Genomic DNA, 18059 nt, shown 5'->3' on the forward strand with positions numbered 1-18059 from the left:
CTGAATGGGGGATAAAAAGTAATGCGAAATATGAAACTGGCAGTAAAAATCAGCAGTATCGTCATTATCATTCTGACACTGGGACTTATTATATTATGGCAGGCTATAAACGCCCGGGTTTCTTCTCTTATGAAAGAAGAAATATTAAAGGAAATGAACGATGCAGTGGAAACCAGAAGTGAAATTGCAGAGCAGTATGTCCGGTCTGCCGAGGCATATATCATAGGTTACGGGCAGTCTCTGGAACTTCAGGAAGCTTTAATGGAGCCTGGCAATGTCCAGGCAGCAGAAAAAGCGCAGCAATTTACCGACAATTATGCCCTGGTGAATCAGAATCTGGAAAATGTGTATCTGGCCGACTACAATTCCACTGTTCTGGCTTCTTATGTCAAGGGGCCTGTGGGCAAGACCCTCCGGGAAGGAGATGCCCTGCAGCAGTTAAGAAACGAAGTTTTTGATTCCCATGAAATATGGAACACAGGGATTATGGCCTCTCTTTCCACAGGAGAACAGGTGGTTTCATTGTATTATCCCATCTTTGACGGGGAAACACCCCTGGGCTATGTGGGCGGAGCTATCTATTCAAAAAATTTGCGGGAAACCCTAACCAGCTTGACAGTCGACAGCGGCGAAACACAGATGAACTACATATTGTTAGACACGGAAAAAAATACATACATTTTCTGTGACGAAGAAGAAGCCGTAGGTTCCGCCGTAGAAGAGGAAAATATATTAAAGATAATGGAATTAGCACAATCCAAAGACGGATTTTACGAATATATGGAAAATGGCAGAGAAATGATGGCGGTTTATCAGTATATGCCTGAAAGGCACTGGGTTCTTGCAGCGGTGGTTGACTGTGCCCAGATCTATGCCCCAATTCACAAGCTGTCAGCTGCACTGTCCCTTATCTGCATCGTAATACTGGCCGTTATCTCCGCCTGCGTATGGATGGCCGGCCGACTCATAGCGAAAGATATTGTAAACATATCCCATATCATCGAAGAAATAGGGACTTTGGATTTGACGCTTAAAAACAAACTGGATCCTTATGTTGCCCGCAGAGACGAAGTGGGGCTGATAGCCAAAGCTACTCTGTACTTAACGGAAACGGTGAGCCATACCGTAGGGCTTATCAAAGAAAAAAACACCGATTTCATAGATACCTCCGATTCCCTGTACTCAGGAGTAACTGTCACAAAAGATGCAGTGGAAAATGTGGAAAAAGCTATTGGGGAAATTTCAGACAGCGCCGTTCAGCAGGCCGGCGAAACCCAGGAGGCAACCAAAAGTGTGCTGCATCTGGGTGAAATCATAAAAAGAACCATGGCAGAGACAGAACAGTTAAATGAAAATGCCGGCAACATCCGCCACACCAGCGATGATATGCGAAACACAGTAAAAGCTTTGTCTACGGTAAACCGCAGCACGGAAAAAACCATAGAGGATATCAGCGCACAGATTTTGTCTACCAATGAGTTTGCCCAGAAAATTAAAGATTCTTCCCAACTGATAGCCACAATTGCAGAACAGACCAATCTGCTTTCTCTCAATGCATCCATTGAGGCTGCCCGTGCAGGAGAACAAGGAAAGGGCTTTGCCGTTGTGGCCGGAGAAATCCAAAAACTGGCGGAGCAGTCAAACAACTCAGCAAAACAGATAGACAGCACTATTAGCACATTGCTTTGCGAATCTGATAAAACTGTGTTTTCCATGAATGAAACAAAAAAGATTATTCTGGAGCAAAGCCGGCAGCTTTCCCATACAGAAGACATGTTTATGAAGATATACCAGGAATTTGAGATTCTTAACCAAAAAGTTACTGCAATTTATAATTTTGTGAAAGAAATGGATAAAGAAAGGCTGGCTGTGGTGGAGGTTGTACAAAGCCTCTCCCTCATTGCCGAAAGCAATGCGGCGGGAACCCAGGAAACCCTGGCGTCCATGGATTTAGTACGGGAAATGATAAAAGACACCTTAGACATTTCCCAAAGCTTAATCGCTACTTACAATGAAATGGAAAAAAGCGTCAGCGGATTTTCCGTCTGAACGCTTCTCTCCGTCCTCTATACGCCTGCTGTATGGGAAAGATTATAAACCCAATCCTTTTCGTACCTCCGCCACCCTTTGGGCAAACTCCCCGAAAAACTCCGGGGTTTCAAAATCTTTCCCATACATCTGGTTTAAAACAAAAAGATTTCTGCTTTTAACCATCCCTTCCCCTGCGCCGTCTCCCGCCTGGGCAAAGTCTCTGCGAAAATCATGCCACAGTATTAAAAATTCCTGGTAATCTTTGATTTCCGGAACTCCCAGCCATTTTTTCACCTTGACTTTGCTGCGTTTTTCCTTGGCGCAGGCATCCTTAAGGACAAAGTAAAAGAGACGGTTATCTGCATACTGCCTTCCCAGTGGGAACAGGCGGCACAACCCCGGCCGGAAAGGGTGGATGCCGCACCTCTTTTCCCCATCCAAAAATCCGCAGATTTCTTCCTTTCCCTGCATTTTCAAATTGGGCAAAATCATTCCTTCTGAAATATTTAACTCCACTTCCCGCTCCAAAAGTTCCTCCAGGGTTTTGTGGAGATTTTTCTTTAAGAGATACACGTCGTATGGGTCTAAAAGAATCGACGCCCCCATGCCCTGACAGCAGGAAAAGCACCCCTTGCAGTCCCCGCAGTCAGCTTTTACCATATCGTTTATCCCATATAATTGGTGTGGCGTATCCATGTTTCCTCCTATAAATATGTTCAGGATTTTTTCACCCCAAGTCCATTCACCGTCTCATCAATCTCCATCTGCATCTCCCTGGCTTTATTGTCCTGGGCAATGGCCCGCAAAATCAAATTAACATCCTCCGGGGAAAACATGCCGATAGCTTTTGCCAAATCTCCTATATTATCCCTGTTTACTTTCAGGCATCCCCCCTTAGATAAAGGAATGGTAATCACATTTTTCTCATCTGACACATCACCAAGGGTAATCTGCTGCTTCTTGTCATCACAATGGAAAATGACACCCTTATAATTAATCACACCGCTTTCATCTGCAAGGAAGGAATAGGGGGCCTTCTTTTTCCCCTGGAGCATATCTGCAAAACTGCTGCCCCGCTGGGGAGCTGAAACCTCTGTCACCTCTTCATCCCCACTGTCATCCGCAGCATTGATAAGGGCTGTCTTTTCCGAATCGCTGGACAAAAGCTGTTTATCCTTTTCCTTGGCAATCCTTTCCCGCAGTTCCTCTTTAAAGGCATCCAGAGTATCGTCCATATCTTCCATCAGCTTATCCCACTCTTCAATGGAAAACTCCCCGCCCCCTGTCTGAATTTTCGGCGGCCCGTTTTTCACCCGCTCTTTCACAAAATCATAAAACTCCAGCAAAGCTTCTTCTAAAGTCTTTCCCCCGGATGTCTCCGATGAATCTTCGGAGTTATTTAAATCAGATTCCGTAAAAGTTCCGTCGTTTATAATTTCCCTGGTATTCTCCCAGCATTCCTTTGCCAAAAGTTCCACGGGATTTGTTGAATCCTCCGGCACCTTTAAGGGATTTACCATGTATCCCTGTACGCTTCCATCCTCATTTTTCTGCTCAATATACACCTTGTGCTCATCTAAAATAGTCTGCGCCTTTAAAGTATAACCGGAGACAGCATAAAGTTTCACTTTATCGCTCTGGGCGTATGTAATATGCTTCGTCTCACACTCCACCGTGGATTCGGCATGGATTCTCCCTGTATCACTTACAGCCAGCAGGCTGGAAATCCTGCCGGAGTGATAATCCAACTGGAGGCTCCCCGTCTTTGTTCCTTTTGTTTCCTTTTCCCCGGCACATTCATCGGATTTATTTCCCAGCTTGCCAGCCACTTCGCCGAACTCCCTCTTTTGTTCTTCCCGATTGCCTTTCTTAACGCTCCCTGCAATTTTTTCCATGTATGCTCTGTTTCCAATGCCGCTTACCGTCATAATTTTTCCTCCTGCAATTTCTTTTTTAAAAGCTCCCTGCCCCGTTTCAATCTGGTCTTTATGGTGTTTTCCGGCTCCTTAAGCGCCTGGGCTATCTCCTTTACAGAGTAATCCTCATAATAAAACAAATACAGGCAGATTCTGTACATATGGGGCAGCTCCAACAGGCTCCACAGTGTGTCATCCGTATCCACATAGGGATTTTTAAAACTGTTTTTATCTTCCATGGATAACTCTTCCATGCGTATGGTACTGCTCCACCTGCTTTTTAACACATCCCTGCACAAATTTAAGGTCGTCCTTATCATCCACGCTTTCTCATGTTCCAAAGATTCAAAACCTGGCTGGTACTTTAACAGGCGCAGAAACACTTCCTGCACCACATCCTCAGCATCTGACTTTGTTTTCATCTGTGTAAACGCTATCCGGTAGCATGGGGCATAATAAGTTTTAAAATAGTTTTCCAACTCTCTGTTAGTCATAACTTATTATCCTTTCTACTAATAATACGAACCAAACCTGAAAAAAGTTTCACCACTTTTAAGATTTTTTGCTATACTATATAAGGATTATCAAAAAAGGGGGTAATATCTATGAATCAGACAAAAAGCAGCACAACAAAAGGAATTATCTCTGTCATCTGCGCAGGGTTCTTCTTTGCCCTGATGACATTTTTTGTACGGCTCTCGGGAGATTTGCCCACCATGGAAAAAGCTTTTTTCCGCAATGCCGTGGCGGCTCTTGTATCCCTTGCCATGCTGTCAAAAAGCAGCGAAGGTTTTCATATAAAGAAAAAAAGCTATCCCTCCCTTTTTCTCAGGAGCTTCTTTGGCACAACAGGGCTAATCTTTAACTTTTACGCCATTGACAGGTTAAACATTTCCGATGCAAATATGTTAAACAAACTCTCCCCTTTTTTTGCCATTATCGCCTCCTATTTTATCCTGAAAGAAAAGGCGTCAGTAAAAGAGTGGATTGCAGTTATCGCGGCATTTCTTGGGTCGTTATTTATCATCAAACCCTCCTTTGAACTTACCTCTGTCTATGCACTTATCGGCGCCCTGGGGGGCCTTGGGGCGGGAATTGCCTACACCTTTGTGCGGAAACTGGGAAAAATGGGGGAGAGAGGCCCTGTGATTGTCATGTTCTTTTCCACTTTTTCCTGCCTTATTACCCTGCCGGGTTTAATCCTTCAGTTTAAACCCATGAGCACTGCCCAGTTTGCCACCCTTCTTATGGCAGGAATATCCGCCACAGGAGGGCAGCTCTGCATCACCCGGGCCTACACCTTTGCCCCGGCAAAAGAAATTTCCGTGTTCGATTACACACAGGTGATTTTTGCTGCGCTCCTTGGTTTTTTATTTTTAGACCAGATACCGGATATTTACAGTGTCATGGGATATATTATCATTATCTCCTGCGCCGTTTACAAATGGATATTGGGAAAAAAGGCTGCTTCTTAAAATCCGTAATAAGGGAGGTAGTTCCCAGAATGCAGATAAAATCCGCATCCATATTTTTTACATACTCATATGCTTTTTTTGCCCCTTCTATATAAGGAAATCCCCCTGCTTTTTCTGCCTGCTGCTTTGAGAAATGATAATGGGGGTTTTCCGTGGAGGTAAACACCATAAAGGCCGCTTCTTCTTTTAACGCCGATGCCACACCAAGATAATCCTTATCCTCCGGAATCGCCAGAATAACCGCCAGTTTTTTGTGGGGAACTCTTTCTATGATCTCCTTTAACATGGGAACGCTGGCAGGGTTAATGCAGGCGTCTAACAGGGTAAAGGGATGCCTGCTTACAATTTCCATCCTTCCGGGATAATGCATCTTCCCCAGAAATTCTTTTGCCCCATCCTCCTCCAAATTCCCGGAGATTTCCTCCCCCAAAGCCAATGCAAGGGCACAGTTTTTTGCCTGGTGGGTTCCGAAAAGCGGAAGCTTTATTCCGCAGTACCTCTTTTTTTCCGTTACCACATCAAAGGACATTCCTTCTTCCCCAAAAGAAATATTTTCACAGAAAAAATCCTTCCCGTACTGTCTCACACTCACCCCACACTCCTTTGCCCTGTCCCAAAAAATACGGTTTACACACTCCTGCTGCTCCGCCAGAAATACATATTTTTGTCCCGGCTGTATCACCCGGCTTTTATCCCCGGCAATCTCCTCTATGGTCTTTCCCAGCTCCCTGGTATGCTCCTTAAATACCGGGGTGACAATACTGTAGTCATGCTTAATATTCCTGGTATCGTCATAACGGACGCCTTTTCCGCATTCCAGCACATGAACCTTTGTATTCTCCTCTCGAAACCAGGAAAAAGCCAAGGCAAGAATGATTCCCACAGGACTTACATATCCCCCCTGCTTTACAGGGATACTGCGAATCCTCCCTTTTAAACTGTCTGCGTACTCCAAAAGTTTTTCATCGCAAATTACAGTTTCATCCACCCGGATTCTCTCACAAAAATCTGTAATATGGGGGCTGGTGACAAGGCCGGTTTTTATCCCCTGGGACATCAGAATCAAGGTGAGCATATGGCTCACGGAACCTTTGCCTTTACTTCCTGTGATTAAAACATTAGTCCCAAATGCCAATTCATTTAAAATTTCTTTTGTCCATGCGGGATTTCTTTTTTTCCCGTCCGGGTCATTGTAATTTAAATAAGGCTGGGCTTTCAAATAGGATTCATAAATGAAATCTATAGCTTCTTGTTTTGTGTGAAACATGTTACCGGCCTCCTGCACACGCAATGATTTTTCCTGCCGCATTCACCCCGCAGGCCCTCTCTATGCCCTCTATTCCAGGGGTTACATTTATCTCGCAAAACATATAATCTTCCTCTCCAAAAAGCAAATCCACCCCCAGCATATCCAACTCTGTCTTTTTATATATCTCTTTTCCAATTTCCCGGATCCTGTCATTGATTTCGTATTTCTCCACACTGCCCCCCAGGGCAAAATTGGCCCGGAAACCTTGTTTTGCCCTGCGCTCCATACAAGCCAAAACTTCCCCCTTCAGGAGGAAAAAACGCACATCTCTGCCATAGCTGCTTTTTATAAACTCCTGAAACAGCAGTTCTTCCTCCCCATATTTTCCTCTGATTTCCTGGTATTCTTTCTTATTAGAGATAAGAAAAACTTCCCGTCCCTGGGAACTTAAAAGCCCTTTTGCCACAAAAGGAACTCCCATCAGGTCTGCAATCTCTTCATAGGAAATGCCCTGCCTTCCCAAAATATATCTGGGAAAACAAAGGCTGCACCCTGTGAGGCTTATCAGTTCATTGGCCTTATTTACAAACCGATTCAGCCCCTCCAGTTTATTGTACTGCCTCTCTGCCAGCCCGTTGATGCAGTCTTTGATTACTCCGTATTTATACCTGTTTATTATAAAATCCACTTCCTGCAGTCTTTTTCCCCTATGCATCAAAATCCCTTCCACAAGGGCAGTGTCTGAGACTCCCACAGGAGATAAGTCAATCCCTGCTTTTTTTGCCTCCGCTAAAAGCCGCATTGTAGTGTAGGCATTTCCCATATCCGTATATTTTTCAATCAGATAACCTTTCATATCCCGCCTCTTTATCCGCTTTACAGACAATTAAGCAGTTCCTTTATCTCTTCTTCCTGCGTGGCCCAGCTTGTGGCAAAACGCACCACTGTATGGCTTTCATCCAATGCCTCCCAGAAGCTAAAAGATACCTTTGCCTTAAGCTCCTGCATTTTTGTGTTTTCCAACACCACAAATATCTGATTGGTGGGGGATTCTATATAAAAAGAATAGCCTTTTTCCTTAAGGCCTTTACGAAGCATAGAAGCTGTCCTGATTCCGTTTTTGCCGCACTCTAGATATAACTCCTCTGTAAACAGCACATCAAACTGCACTCCCAGAATCCATCCCTTTGCCAGTAACGCCCCGCTCTGTTTTACAATGGTAAAGAAATTCTCCTCCAAAGGCTTTGGAAAAACAACCGCCTCCCCCATCATAGCCCCGGTCTTTGTTCCGCCAATATAAAAAACATTGCAGTTTTCTGCAATCACTTTAAGATTCACATCTGTCCCTTCCGCCGCTAAGGCATAGGAAAGCCTTGCACCGTCTAAATACAGGGGAATCTTATATTCCCGGCACACCTTGGAAAGCTCCTCAAGCTCCTGTTTTGTGTAAAGGGTTCCGTACTCCGTGGGATGGGAAATATACACCATTCCCGGCCTGACCATATGGGCATGGTTTTCATCCCCGTAAAAACGCAAAAGATATTCCCTCACATGCTCTGCACAAAGCTTTCCTTCCCTGTTTTCAATGGTGATTACCTTATGACCTCCGGCTTCCACCGCCCCTGCCTCGTGAAGGCTGATATGGCCGCTGTCCGCTGCAAGCACTCCCTCAAAGGGGCGCAGAAGCCCCCGGATAACCGTGGCATTTGTCTGGGTTCCCCCCACGAAAAAATACACTTCCCCCTCCGGGCAACCACAGGCCGCCCTTATCTTTTCCCGTGCTGATTCACAGATGGCATCCATCCCGTATCCCGGATTCTTCTTAAAATTAATTTCCGAAAGTTTCTTTAATATTTCAGGATGCGCTCCCTCCATATAGTCACTGTCAAAATGCAGCATACATTTCCTCCTTCATTTCAAATAAAATTATCCCTGTCAGAATATCAAATTGTATGCAAAAATAGCGAAACCCCTTTATTTATAAGGGATTCCGCTATTTTCCGCTCATGAGACATCGGGGATTCGAACCCCGGACAACTTGATTAAAAGTCAAATGGTTAATAGCGGTTTTACACGCTTTGATTGGCGAATTTGGGACAAAATAAGGACATTTTCTTTACACGTTTATATTTCACCTCCTTTTAGAAGATTCTTATATATTTTTGCAGCATAATCAATTTCTTTTAAAATCTCCTCTTTGGTATAGTTGTCTCTTCCCTGCTCTATAGCTAAACGCAAATCATATAGTACTGACATTTTGGCATCCTCTATTATTTTGGTTAAATCGTTGTTCATCGTTTTTCCTCTCTTTCTTTTTTATCCTTTATCCTATCCGTTTTATGTTTAATGTTCCCGCCATTCACCATAAAAACCGGAATTTCCAAATCTTGCGGTCAAAACATCATCCTCTCCCGGCTCTACTCCGTACCATTTAAGCACTGCCACGTCCTCACCGTCCTCCGTCTGTGTCCTTACGTCTGTCTGTGTATATGCAAGGCCGTTCTCTGCCGCTTTTTTGCGTCCTCAAGTGTTCCGTCTACCCATTCGTCCCCTGCTCCTGTGCCAAAATTTACATAATATCTCATAGCCATCCTCCTAAATATTATTTGATTTAGCATGTTATAATCTTTTTGAATCGGGCGGCTTTTATCTGCCGCCCTTTTCAGTTCCCTTGACCTTCTTAGTTGTCCTCAATTCCCTTCTGTGTCCGGTCAATCATCTTTGCAATCAATTCTTCGGCTTTCTCGTAATCCTTTTCTTTGATTGCTTTTTCCAGTTCCTTCTGGTTTTCTAACTGCTCCCTCAAAAAACTTTTAAATACTGGCATATCGTTCATTCGTTCCCCTTTCTCCCTTTCGGGTTATTGTCCGCTGTTCCTTTGGACAATTATATAATACACCATTTTTAAAGTGCTGTCAATAGGTTTTTACATTATTTTTAAAGTTTTTTATTTTAATCGTCGCTTACATATTTTATAATGTTTCCGGGTTGCATATCCAGCAACTTGCAGATTTTTTCAAGAGCGATTATTCCAACCATTTCCCCACGCCGTAAAGATTGTATTGCATTTTCCCCTAACAGCTTTTCTTTTCGCAATCTCGTTGTGTTATATCCACACTCTTTCAGATTTTCCAATACATCAAATTTATATACAAAAATTTCCACCACCTCCAATATTCTCATTTAAATTATACATTATCTTTAAATCCATTTCAAGGGCTTTACATTATAAATAATGCACAAAAACACATGAAAGAAAATACTTTATTTTCGGTGTATTTGTATATTGATTTTGCTTTAATTTTGGTGTATTATATGACCATAGCAAGAAAACAACAACAAACCAAACAGGAGGGAATGGATATGAAGAATATTTGGAATATTGTACACGATTGCGACGGAGAAAACGGAGAACCTACTTGCTGGGCAAAGGAAATAAACCATCCAAAATACGGAAAATTTGTTTGGATAACAGAAAACGAAAACTGTCTGTATGACGTTGAAGTTAATAGAGTAGAATTTATCACTCTTGTTACCTGCAAAACCCTTACAAGCGCAAAAAGGTGGGTTTCCAAAAACTTATAAAGCCGTCCCAACGGCTCAAAAAAGTCAATTAGGCTGTGTGCGTCCGGCGGAAATGCCGGGGTTTCATGTTTTGGAAAGCTCCAGATTTGATACCAGAAAACAGGCAGAGAAATATATTGCAAGCAGAAAATAATTTCTTCCCGTCCCTGTCGGGTAATACAGGGAGAAAGCGAGAAGATATGAAAAACAGATATTGGTTTACGGACGAAGATGGAGAAAATATTTTGGATGATTTTTGTGGAACGGAAAAAGAAGCTATCGAATATGCAGAAAAGCAAGCTGAAATATTAGGGGAAAATATCTATGTTAATTGCGGAGAAGATATTATTGACGTTGCATTTGCATAGTAAAACAGGCGGCGGGGTAATCCCTGCTGCCTGTTTTTTTGCTTATATCTCTTTTATCATTTGCCGGAATAAACCTGTTTCCCGTCATTTTCAAAAACTTTGTACCCTTTGTTGTGCTTGCAAAGGTCTATGGCATTATCTTTATTCTTAAATGCCCCTATCTGGCTCTTTGCATCCTGCCAGGATTTGCGTACCCTGTAGTAGCCTGTCCCGGCTGTGGCGGCCTTTTGTTCCGTGGTGGCTTTAAACTGTACATAGTCTGGGATAGAGGTAATAAAAAGGCCGCTTTTCAGCCTGTACCATTTTTCATCTGCAGAAATCCCGACAACGGTAAATGTGCCCGCTTTTACTACCTGGTCAACCTCCGCAAGCATGGAGGGGGCTTTTCGGATGTTCAGCCCGCCGAATCCTTTGTAAATGACTTTTACCGTACCATTTAAGGGGTTTACCTTTTGGCGGCTTGTATCGTCGCTTGACGCATCCACAGATGGTACGGTGCACGGCGGTACTGCCATGCCCCCCATTGCCGCTTTTACGTCCTGCCTAAAATGCTGCATGGTCAGGCCAAACTTATCCCAGATATGGCCCACGTCCCCATGATTGCTTGCCAGGCCCTTTTTATGGCCCTCCTGGTGGCTCATGATAACGTTATCGTCTAAGGGATCAAAACCGTACTGCTTACACAAGAGGGCAAAAACCTGCACTGCGTTAGCATATGTGGATAAGACATGGGCTTTTGTGTTTGCGCCGTTGCCTAACTCAATCCAGCTTGAGCCTCCCGTATATTTAATTGTGGCCGGCTCTGTCATCTCCAAACTGATGTATGTATTATTGCCGCTGCCTTTTGCCCCGCTGCCGCAATGGTTGGCTTTTACATCAAAGGGTAAGATCTGGTAGGCTGTTTTGTCTTTGCCTACAACTAAATGTACGCACACGGATGTATTTGCATTGTCCCAGTTTTTTACAAAGGCCATTGGGTCAGGCTGGGGGCATCCAACGGAGTGGAGCATAATGCCCTTTGGGGTTATTTTTTTGGCATTTTTATAGCATTTGTTTTTTGTGGCAAGTTTTGGGATAACCTGGATATCCGGTTTTTGCCCGGAATCCTTATTGGCCGCTTTATCGTACTGTGTCAGGTTGTATCTGTTTATAATGGACATAACCTTGTCCACATATTTTGTATCTGTGGCATACCCTCCATTTTTGATAATTGTAATTGCTTTACGTGGGTCTTTTTCCTCGGCCAGTCCGGTAAATCTAAGTTTAGAGCCGTTTTTTGCCCCGGTAAGATATAAGCTGTGGTCTCTTACGCTTGTCTCCATATCCGGATACTTTCTAAAGGCTGCCGTGACGGTGTATTCCTTCCCGTCCTTTGTCTGCTCTTTGGTTTTTTTGGTGTGCTTTGTTTTACCGTCCCAGGCAGATTTCCATGTATTGCCGCTTAAGCTACATTTCATTCCGAAGTAATTGTTTGCTTTTAGGGCAAGCTCTTCCGTCCCATGTCCTGATTCCAAAAATCCTTGGGCTATGGTTACGGATGCCAGTACACCGCTTGCCTGCATGTCCTTTACTGCGATAGGGGCTAATTTGTTTATAAATTCCTGTTCTTTCATGCTTATTCCTCCTCTTCTGTTTCTTCCGGCAAGGCCGTGATTTTATCTGTGTAGGCTTTGATGCTCTTTACTAATGGCATTAAAAAGGCGGGCAGTTTGATGCCGATATCCACCATGTTTTCCAGGATGCTTATAATCTCATTGCATACAATCCAGATAGCCACTACACATGCCACCAAAAAGCTAAAGGGCATTGCAAAACCAAGAGTATCAGCCGAGTATTTAAGCAGTGCGTCAATCATTGCCCCGACAATTACCAAAAGCCACATGCTTACCTTTTTGGTGATGCCCCGGATGCTTTTATAGGAGCAGATACCTCCCCCGGGCCTCTGGGATGCCGCCATAAGCCCGGTTATGTAGTCAATGACGTTACTGGCTAACAGTAATAATACCGGGATATATAAAACCCCTAAGATGGATGACAGGCATCCGGTCACTGCTGTGATAATTCCTTTTGTTGTGTTTAAATAGTTGCTTTTCATTCGTTTTCCTCCGTTTTTTATTTTTATTGTGCTGGTTTAAAAATTCCAAAGTGCCGCTAAGTTTGAGGATGCATTTTTTACGGATGCGTTAATATCTCCATATCCCACAGCTAATCTAATCTTTCTATTTCCCTGCGTTTAGTCAAAAATCATTTTGTGCATACCGGTATTGTAAAAAACTTGCATAAAAATTTGGTCTGTTGAAACTATCCATAAGGCTATCCATGCCCCAAAAGAACCGCTCCCATTTACCAGACTGGAATGTTGCAAGTTTACTAACTCGGTGTGCTTATCGCTGGCACCCTGGTTATATCCAGACTGATAGTTGACCGTGCCAGGTAATGCCCTGCCATCCGCTGCCGCTACCCCCGCATTCCAGCCGCTTTGATAATTGACTGTGCCAGGCAGTGCTCTTCCGTCTGCTGCCGCTACCCCCGCATTCCAGCCGCTTTGATAATTGACTGTGCCAGGCAGTGCTCTTCCGTCTGCTGCTGCCACTCCCTGGGAATATGCGGCATCCCTGGTAGCCGCAAACTCTGCGGCCATATTTGTATTTAAAACCTCAAAAGTGGCGTCGCTTACCGTTGGATTACCCCATCCGCTGAGAGTAGCGGCAAGCAGTTGTTTACCCTCAGCTACAGATTTTCCCAAGTTGGACATGTTTGCGGCAAGAGCGGAAATCTGCTGTCCCATGCCGGAAGATACTCTCTTTTGCTCCGCCAGAATGTCCATAAGACTATCCGTCAAAGTAAAAGCAGATTCTACGTTTTCGATGCTTAGTCCATTGATAAAAACTTTATAGAGCAAAATATCATCTACGGCTTTTCCGGTAAGGATATCACCCTCTGTATATACCGGCTCTGCGTATGCATCGGTGCTGGTGCCTTTTATCGCAACAAGGTTTGCTGTCTCTATCCCACTGTCCGAGTTTTTTTCATACCTTAGCACGATTAAGTCGCACCTTTTCATACCCTGCAGGCCGTTATCTATTGTCACCTCCTCATAATCATTAATAGCAATTTCGATTTTCCTCCCCTGGTTAATGGCAAATCCGCTTTTAATTTTTATCAGGTTGTTACTGATAATCTCATAAGCAAACTTTTCCCCCATGTTTAAAATATATTTTCCCTTGCCGTATATCCCGGCGTTTAATGCCCCGTCTGATGCGGATGTAACATGCGGCTTTCCTGCGTAACCAGTAATCAAATGTACCATACTCAATCTCCAATCTTGTATTCAATCGTCTGGACTCTGTCTTTTATTTTTATAATTTTTTTAGTCACGGGTTGAAATAAGCTCGTACCTGTAATATGTTCTTTTGCTCCCACAATATCGTTGATATCATATTCCTGCTCTGGGGATAAATCAGCGGATATTTCTTCTGATTTTGCATAAATTTCTTCTAATTTTCCAATTCCTGCTTCTGTCAGCCCAATATATTTATCTTCAAACTTTTCAAAAAATGTTTTAGGGGCAAAGGCCGGAACCTTTTTGATAGAAGCGGCAGAAAAATATTTTGGCATTGGCCTCCCGATAACCTCAAGCTTAAACTCGGGAGCACCAGAAACCGTATCTTTTTTATAAAATTTCCCATCCACATAAGTTGGTGCTGCCTCATAACTGGTACAACTGTAGTATCCAGGTATAAACCGCGGCGCCACCTTGTAAGGAACGTTGGTATAATACTTATTTTCCTTCCACTGCGGCGGCTTTTCCCCGGATATTTTTTGATACTCATAGCGCAATACTGTTTTTTTCCAAAATCTCCTATACCCCTTTTTGTTGTCGTATGTATCCATTTTATTTCCGTCCGAATAAACAGGTCTTTCGATTACCAGAACCTTTTTATCCTTTGTCTCAGAGTACGACGCCTCTTTGTACCAATAGCGGTAAATGGCAACTTTTTTAAAATAATTGCCAAACTTTCCCCCCCAATCAGTAGGCATCCGGGGCTGGACGATATAATTATCCACATTTACCCCATCTATTGTTTTATAATCGTCTCCTGTGCCGTCCGAATAATAATAGTAATAACTGCCGTAATTGGTTTCCCAGTCTGCGGGTTTTTCTAAAAGTTGTGTATAAATATATTTTGTAACAGATTTTGCGGGGGAATATTCCTCTCCGTTTTTTTCATAATAGTTTTTATAATCTGTTATCCAAAGCTGGGTAATTACGCCCCCTGTGATTAAGGGAGTGTAAATATCTCTTGATACAGCAGTCACTTTTTTATATGTCTGGTCCGTATAGTTATACTCATAATAGCTTTCGTAATTGGCCTCCCAGTCCGGGGGCTTTGTATGCATTCCGGTATAAACCAACTCCTCCTCATATTCAAGCTGTTTGTATCCCCCTGCCCCTTCTTGTGTGTTGATGCAATAATATTTCCAGTAATTATTTTCCCAATCGCCCGGCTGTTCCTGCAGCAATACATAATTTTCAACCTTTTCTGCATTGGAATAATCATAAATTTCTGCCACTTCATCAGCCCCAAAAAGGACCTGGTTTCGTTTGTCCAAAATATACTGTTCGTTTTTAAAAGGATTTTCTACCATTTTGTATGGTTGTATCCTTCCGTATCCATCTGTAAATAAATGGATAACGGCACGTTCCTTTAAATCTCCTCCTCCAAGACAGACCAAATGGTTTACTGGACGGTAGTTTTTTTGAATAGAAAAATCAAACTGGTCTGCTGTCCACTCCTCATCCTGGGAATAATCATAATTGTGGATAACAGACAAAGTCACATGTCTGTCTGCATACGACATAACCAGCTTTGCATCATGCAAAAGGAGCATTTTTTGTATTCCTGTGTATCCGCATACATACCTGGGAAACCGGTATTGCACAATGGAAATCCCGCTCACTGTATCTTTTACTGAAAATAAACCTTCCAGGCCAAATCTTTTTATGAGAAACCGCAAGACTTCGTGGGCATCACCGGACACATAAAGGTAATCATATCCGGCATCTGGTTCGATGGTCTTATGTTCCAAGATCCCGTGCCAGGTACGGCCCTTGTAAGTTACCGTATCTTCCTTTGTGTCCGGACAGATACTGTCTATAATCCCCCCATACTCCGTATCCCTAAAGTAAACCATATACCCTGGCTGGCAGCACGAAAGGTTAAGGCCAACGGTTAGTTCGAAGTCATTTTCCTCCGAACCGTATGCCAAATCCATCTCATAATCCATGATTTCCCCAAGTTCTGCCCGGTTTTTGTCTGCATAGATTAAATCCATCTAGGCTCGCTCCTCTCCTCCATTAGCGTTATTTCAAACCCAAACCCCCCAGGCCATGCCACAATTAAATTCCCCGGAGGGATTTTTTCAAAAATCCAAAACTCCCTTCCCTGGCGGTCATAAAGATTCACCTTTTCCCCGTTGTTTTTGACCTTATATATTTTTCTGGTTCTGGAGTTGACTTTAATATATTCCCCAAGTACAATGCTGTCATTTACCGCATATGTGTGCAGCCCAATACTGACAGCTGGATTTACGCAGGAGCCGAAAATAGTTAGCTCAAAATCCGCAGGGGCATAGTTTTCATTTATCAAAAGCTGGCTGGTAAGGCTGTTGGAATAGTCAAAGGGGTAATCATACGCATAATCAAGCCCTGCCAGGTTATACATTTCGTTGGTAATTTTCCCAAAGGCGGTTGTTGCATCCTTTGTCCACATACCATTTTCCGAGATAACATTTATTTTAAGCAGGGAGGATTTTGCATTAAAATACCGCTCTGGCTTTTTGCTTTTACTTATGTAACACCTTAAATACCAGTCCCCTACATAAAGCCTGCCAGGAGAGACAGAAAATACATCCTTTTCAAATGTTGACAGCAAATGATTTGCTTTTTCCTTAAAATCCGCTGTGCCGCTGCTTAAAATACGGATATCAAAATCTTTTTCCTGCATTGTCTGGCTAAACTTGGTAATTCTGGGGTTGGCGCTGCCCTGGGTGGCATACTCCCATTCATAATCAAACAAAGAGGTGGAAGAGAGCATTTTATAAGGCTCTCTGTCCAGATATACTTTTTCATTTCTGCTGTTTACATAATATATTTCCAAGGGGCCCCACCTCTCTTACGCCATAGCATCACTTACAATCCTGCCCATTTCACGGCTTCCGATTTTTACCGTAAGCCCTGCGGACTTAAATGCCCGGAGCATCTCTTTGCCCATCATGGCATAATCTATAAACATGTCCTTTCTTGTATTTGCTGTGGACGCATCATACTCCATACGCATAACGCCTTTTCCCATTTGCATGGATTTGCTTAAGGTTGCGTAGGGATTATAGCTTTCTATTGGTTGGTCCATACCCTCCACACACATTTCGCCTATCCAGCGGAATTTTTTGGATGGAGAGTGGATCCCGAGTGCTGCCTTGGCACCGTCAATAGCGCTCTGTGCCAAGTTTGTTATGACGTTTTTCACGGTTGAAATGCCATTTTTAATACCGTTAACCAGTCCTGCAATAATATTTGCGGCAATCTCCCCCATTTTTCCAGGGATTTTTTGCACCTCTCCCACAATGGAATCATAGAAATTTTTGCCTGCTTCCTTGGCTTTTTCTTTCATATCCTTTACAAAAGCGATTGTTTTTGCAATCGTATCCGTAAGCCATTTCCATACTCGGCTTGGCAGATTTTTAATAAACTCAATCACGCCATCTATAAATTGCTTTCCCGCCTCTTTTGCTTTTAACCGCATGGTAACTACAAATGCTGCGGCTTTGGCTATTGTTGTAATCAGCCAGTTCCACACTCTCCCCGGAAGTTCTTTGATAAAAGCAATAACGCCATCTATAAAATTTTTTCCGGCTTCTATTGCCCTTGCCCGCATCTCGACAGCCCAAAGGATGGTTTTTGTAACGGTATATCCCAGGTGGTAGGCTATCCTTTCCGGGAGTTCGGAAAACCACTGGACAATGTTATCAATAATTTCCCCGATTCTGTCCGGAAGTTCGGAAAACCATTCCGCAATCCCTTCCACGATTTCGCCTATCTTTTCAGCCAGGGATTCTTTCAGGGTAAAAAATTTCTCTTTAATGCCGTCAACAATTTCCCCCATTTTGCCAAACAGGGCATCCTTTAATTCTAAAAACTTCTCAACCAATCTTAAGATTAGCTGGCCTGCCGCTTCTAAAATCTGGGGAATCCCATTAATCAGACCGTTTACAATAGCCGCAACAATCTGCGGCGTTGCTTCGACAAGCAAAGGAATAGCCGTTATTAGCCCATCTATCAGGGCAATAATAATATTTACCGCAAATTCCGGGATTTTAGGCATTGGTGTTAGTATATAAGTGTGGACAGAAAAAGTTGAACAACCTATACTATCAAGTGAAAGAGCAAAGGAGA

The 18059-nt window shown here is 43.2% G+C and carries 19 protein-coding genes; 4 read left to right on the plus strand and 15 right to left on the minus strand.

From position 1 onward, the window contains the following. Positions 1–21 precede the first annotated feature (21 nt). Positions 22–2049 carry a methyl-accepting chemotaxis protein gene (locus D7Y06_RS08910; RefSeq protein ID WP_120407456.1) on the plus strand — a complete coding sequence of 676 codons (2028 nt, stop codon included), beginning with the start codon at positions 22–24 and terminating at the stop codon, positions 2047–2049. A 42-nt stretch (positions 2050–2091) separates the two neighbouring features. Here the strand turns inward: D7Y06_RS08910 and D7Y06_RS08915 are convergent, their stop codons facing one another. Genes D7Y06_RS08915 through D7Y06_RS08925 form a run of 3 tightly spaced genes read right to left on the minus strand, consistent with a single transcriptional unit; the run spans position 2092 to position 4441 of the window. Next, positions 2092–2727: a YkgJ family cysteine cluster protein gene (locus D7Y06_RS08915; RefSeq protein ID WP_120407457.1), complete on the minus strand. Its 636-nt coding sequence runs from the start codon at positions 2725–2727 to the stop codon at positions 2092–2094. A gap of 20 nt (positions 2728–2747) precedes the next feature. Beyond that, complete coding sequence (locus D7Y06_RS08920) at positions 2748–3959, minus strand: hypothetical protein (RefSeq protein WP_120407458.1); 1212 nt, start codon at positions 3957–3959, stop codon at positions 2748–2750. After that, complete coding sequence (locus D7Y06_RS08925) at positions 3956–4441, minus strand: RNA polymerase sigma factor (protein WP_120407459.1); 486 nt, start codon at positions 4439–4441, stop codon at positions 3956–3958. Before D7Y06_RS08925 ends, D7Y06_RS08920 begins: the two co-directional genes overlap by 4 nt. A gap of 111 nt (positions 4442–4552) precedes the next feature. On the opposite strand from D7Y06_RS08925, the gene D7Y06_RS08930 reads away from it, so the two are divergent. Continuing rightward, positions 4553–5422 (plus strand): DMT family transporter, encoded by an 870-nt coding sequence (locus D7Y06_RS08930; protein WP_120407460.1) that lies wholly within the window; start codon positions 4553–4555, stop codon positions 5420–5422. Here the strand turns inward: D7Y06_RS08930 and D7Y06_RS08935 are convergent. The 6 genes from D7Y06_RS08935 to D7Y06_RS08950 form a co-directional block, all read right to left on the minus strand. After that, positions 5370–6689 carry a bifunctional folylpolyglutamate synthase/dihydrofolate synthase gene (locus D7Y06_RS08935; RefSeq protein ID WP_158591326.1) on the minus strand — a complete coding sequence of 440 codons (1320 nt, stop codon included), beginning with the start codon at positions 6687–6689 and terminating at the stop codon, positions 5370–5372. The two genes, D7Y06_RS08930 and D7Y06_RS08935, sit on opposite strands and share 53 nt — an antisense overlap. Before the next feature lies 1 nt (position 6690). Next, on the minus strand, positions 6691–7527 hold the full coding sequence (locus tag D7Y06_RS08940) for an ATP-grasp domain-containing protein (protein ID WP_147415614.1): 837 nt from the start codon (positions 7525–7527) through the stop codon (positions 6691–6693). Between the two features lie 20 nt (positions 7528–7547). Continuing rightward, positions 7548–8570 carry a threonine aldolase family protein gene (locus D7Y06_RS08945; protein ID WP_120407463.1) on the minus strand — a complete coding sequence of 341 codons (1023 nt, stop codon included), beginning with the start codon at positions 8568–8570 and terminating at the stop codon, positions 7548–7550. A gap of 225 nt (positions 8571–8795) precedes the next feature. After that, positions 8796–8966: a hypothetical protein gene (locus D7Y06_RS25915; protein WP_158591327.1), complete on the minus strand. Its 171-nt coding sequence runs from the start codon at positions 8964–8966 to the stop codon at positions 8796–8798. 385 nt (positions 8967–9351) lie between these two features. Then, positions 9352–9507: a hypothetical protein gene (locus D7Y06_RS26495; protein ID WP_199714669.1), complete on the minus strand. Its 156-nt coding sequence runs from the start codon at positions 9505–9507 to the stop codon at positions 9352–9354. A 116-nt stretch (positions 9508–9623) separates the two neighbouring features. Continuing rightward, positions 9624–9836 carry a helix-turn-helix domain-containing protein gene (locus tag D7Y06_RS08950; RefSeq protein ID WP_243119188.1) on the minus strand — a complete coding sequence of 71 codons (213 nt, stop codon included), beginning with the start codon at positions 9834–9836 and terminating at the stop codon, positions 9624–9626. A 198-nt stretch (positions 9837–10034) separates the two neighbouring features. Between D7Y06_RS08950 and D7Y06_RS08955 the strand changes: the two genes are divergently transcribed. After that, positions 10035–10256, plus strand: a complete 222-nt coding sequence (locus D7Y06_RS08955) for a hypothetical protein (RefSeq protein ID WP_147415615.1) — start codon at positions 10035–10037, stop codon at positions 10254–10256. A 179-nt stretch (positions 10257–10435) separates the two neighbouring features. Then, complete coding sequence (locus D7Y06_RS25920) at positions 10436–10603, plus strand: hypothetical protein (protein ID WP_158591328.1); 168 nt, start codon at positions 10436–10438, stop codon at positions 10601–10603. Positions 10604–10659: 56 nt separating this feature from the next. On the opposite strand, the gene D7Y06_RS26960 is transcribed toward D7Y06_RS25920, so the two are convergent. The 6 genes from D7Y06_RS26960 to D7Y06_RS08985 all read right to left on the minus strand — a co-directional run. Beyond that, the gene (locus D7Y06_RS26960) at positions 10660–12216 is read right to left on the minus strand and encodes a glucosaminidase domain-containing protein (protein WP_243119190.1); all 1557 of its coding nucleotides are present in this window, start codon (positions 12214–12216) and stop codon (positions 10660–10662) included. Between the two features lie 2 nt (positions 12217–12218). After that, positions 12219–12698 carry a phage holin family protein gene (locus tag D7Y06_RS08965; protein WP_120407465.1) on the minus strand — a complete coding sequence of 160 codons (480 nt, stop codon included), beginning with the start codon at positions 12696–12698 and terminating at the stop codon, positions 12219–12221. Between the two features lie 138 nt (positions 12699–12836). Further along, a complete protein-coding gene (locus D7Y06_RS08970) occupies positions 12837–13913 on the minus strand; it encodes a hypothetical protein (RefSeq protein ID WP_120407466.1) in 1077 nt (358 codons plus the stop codon). Positions 13914–13915: 2 nt separating this feature from the next. Beyond that, positions 13916–15940: a hypothetical protein gene (locus D7Y06_RS08975; RefSeq protein ID WP_120407467.1), complete on the minus strand. Its 2025-nt coding sequence runs from the start codon at positions 15938–15940 to the stop codon at positions 13916–13918. After that, positions 15931–16764, minus strand: coding sequence for a hypothetical protein (locus tag D7Y06_RS08980; protein ID WP_120407468.1), 834 nt, complete (start codon positions 16762–16764; stop codon positions 15931–15933). The genes D7Y06_RS08975 and D7Y06_RS08980 overlap by 10 nt, the downstream gene beginning before the upstream one ends. Positions 16765–16779: 15 nt before the next feature. After that, positions 16780–18059, minus strand: a 1280-nt coding sequence (locus D7Y06_RS08985) for a phage tail protein (protein WP_330566416.1), incomplete at its 5' end; no start/stop codon positions are given.

The sequence above is a fragment of the Roseburia sp. 1XD42-69 genome (genome assembly GCF_003612565.1).
GTDB lineage: Bacteria > Bacillota > Clostridia > Lachnospirales > Lachnospiraceae > Roseburia_B.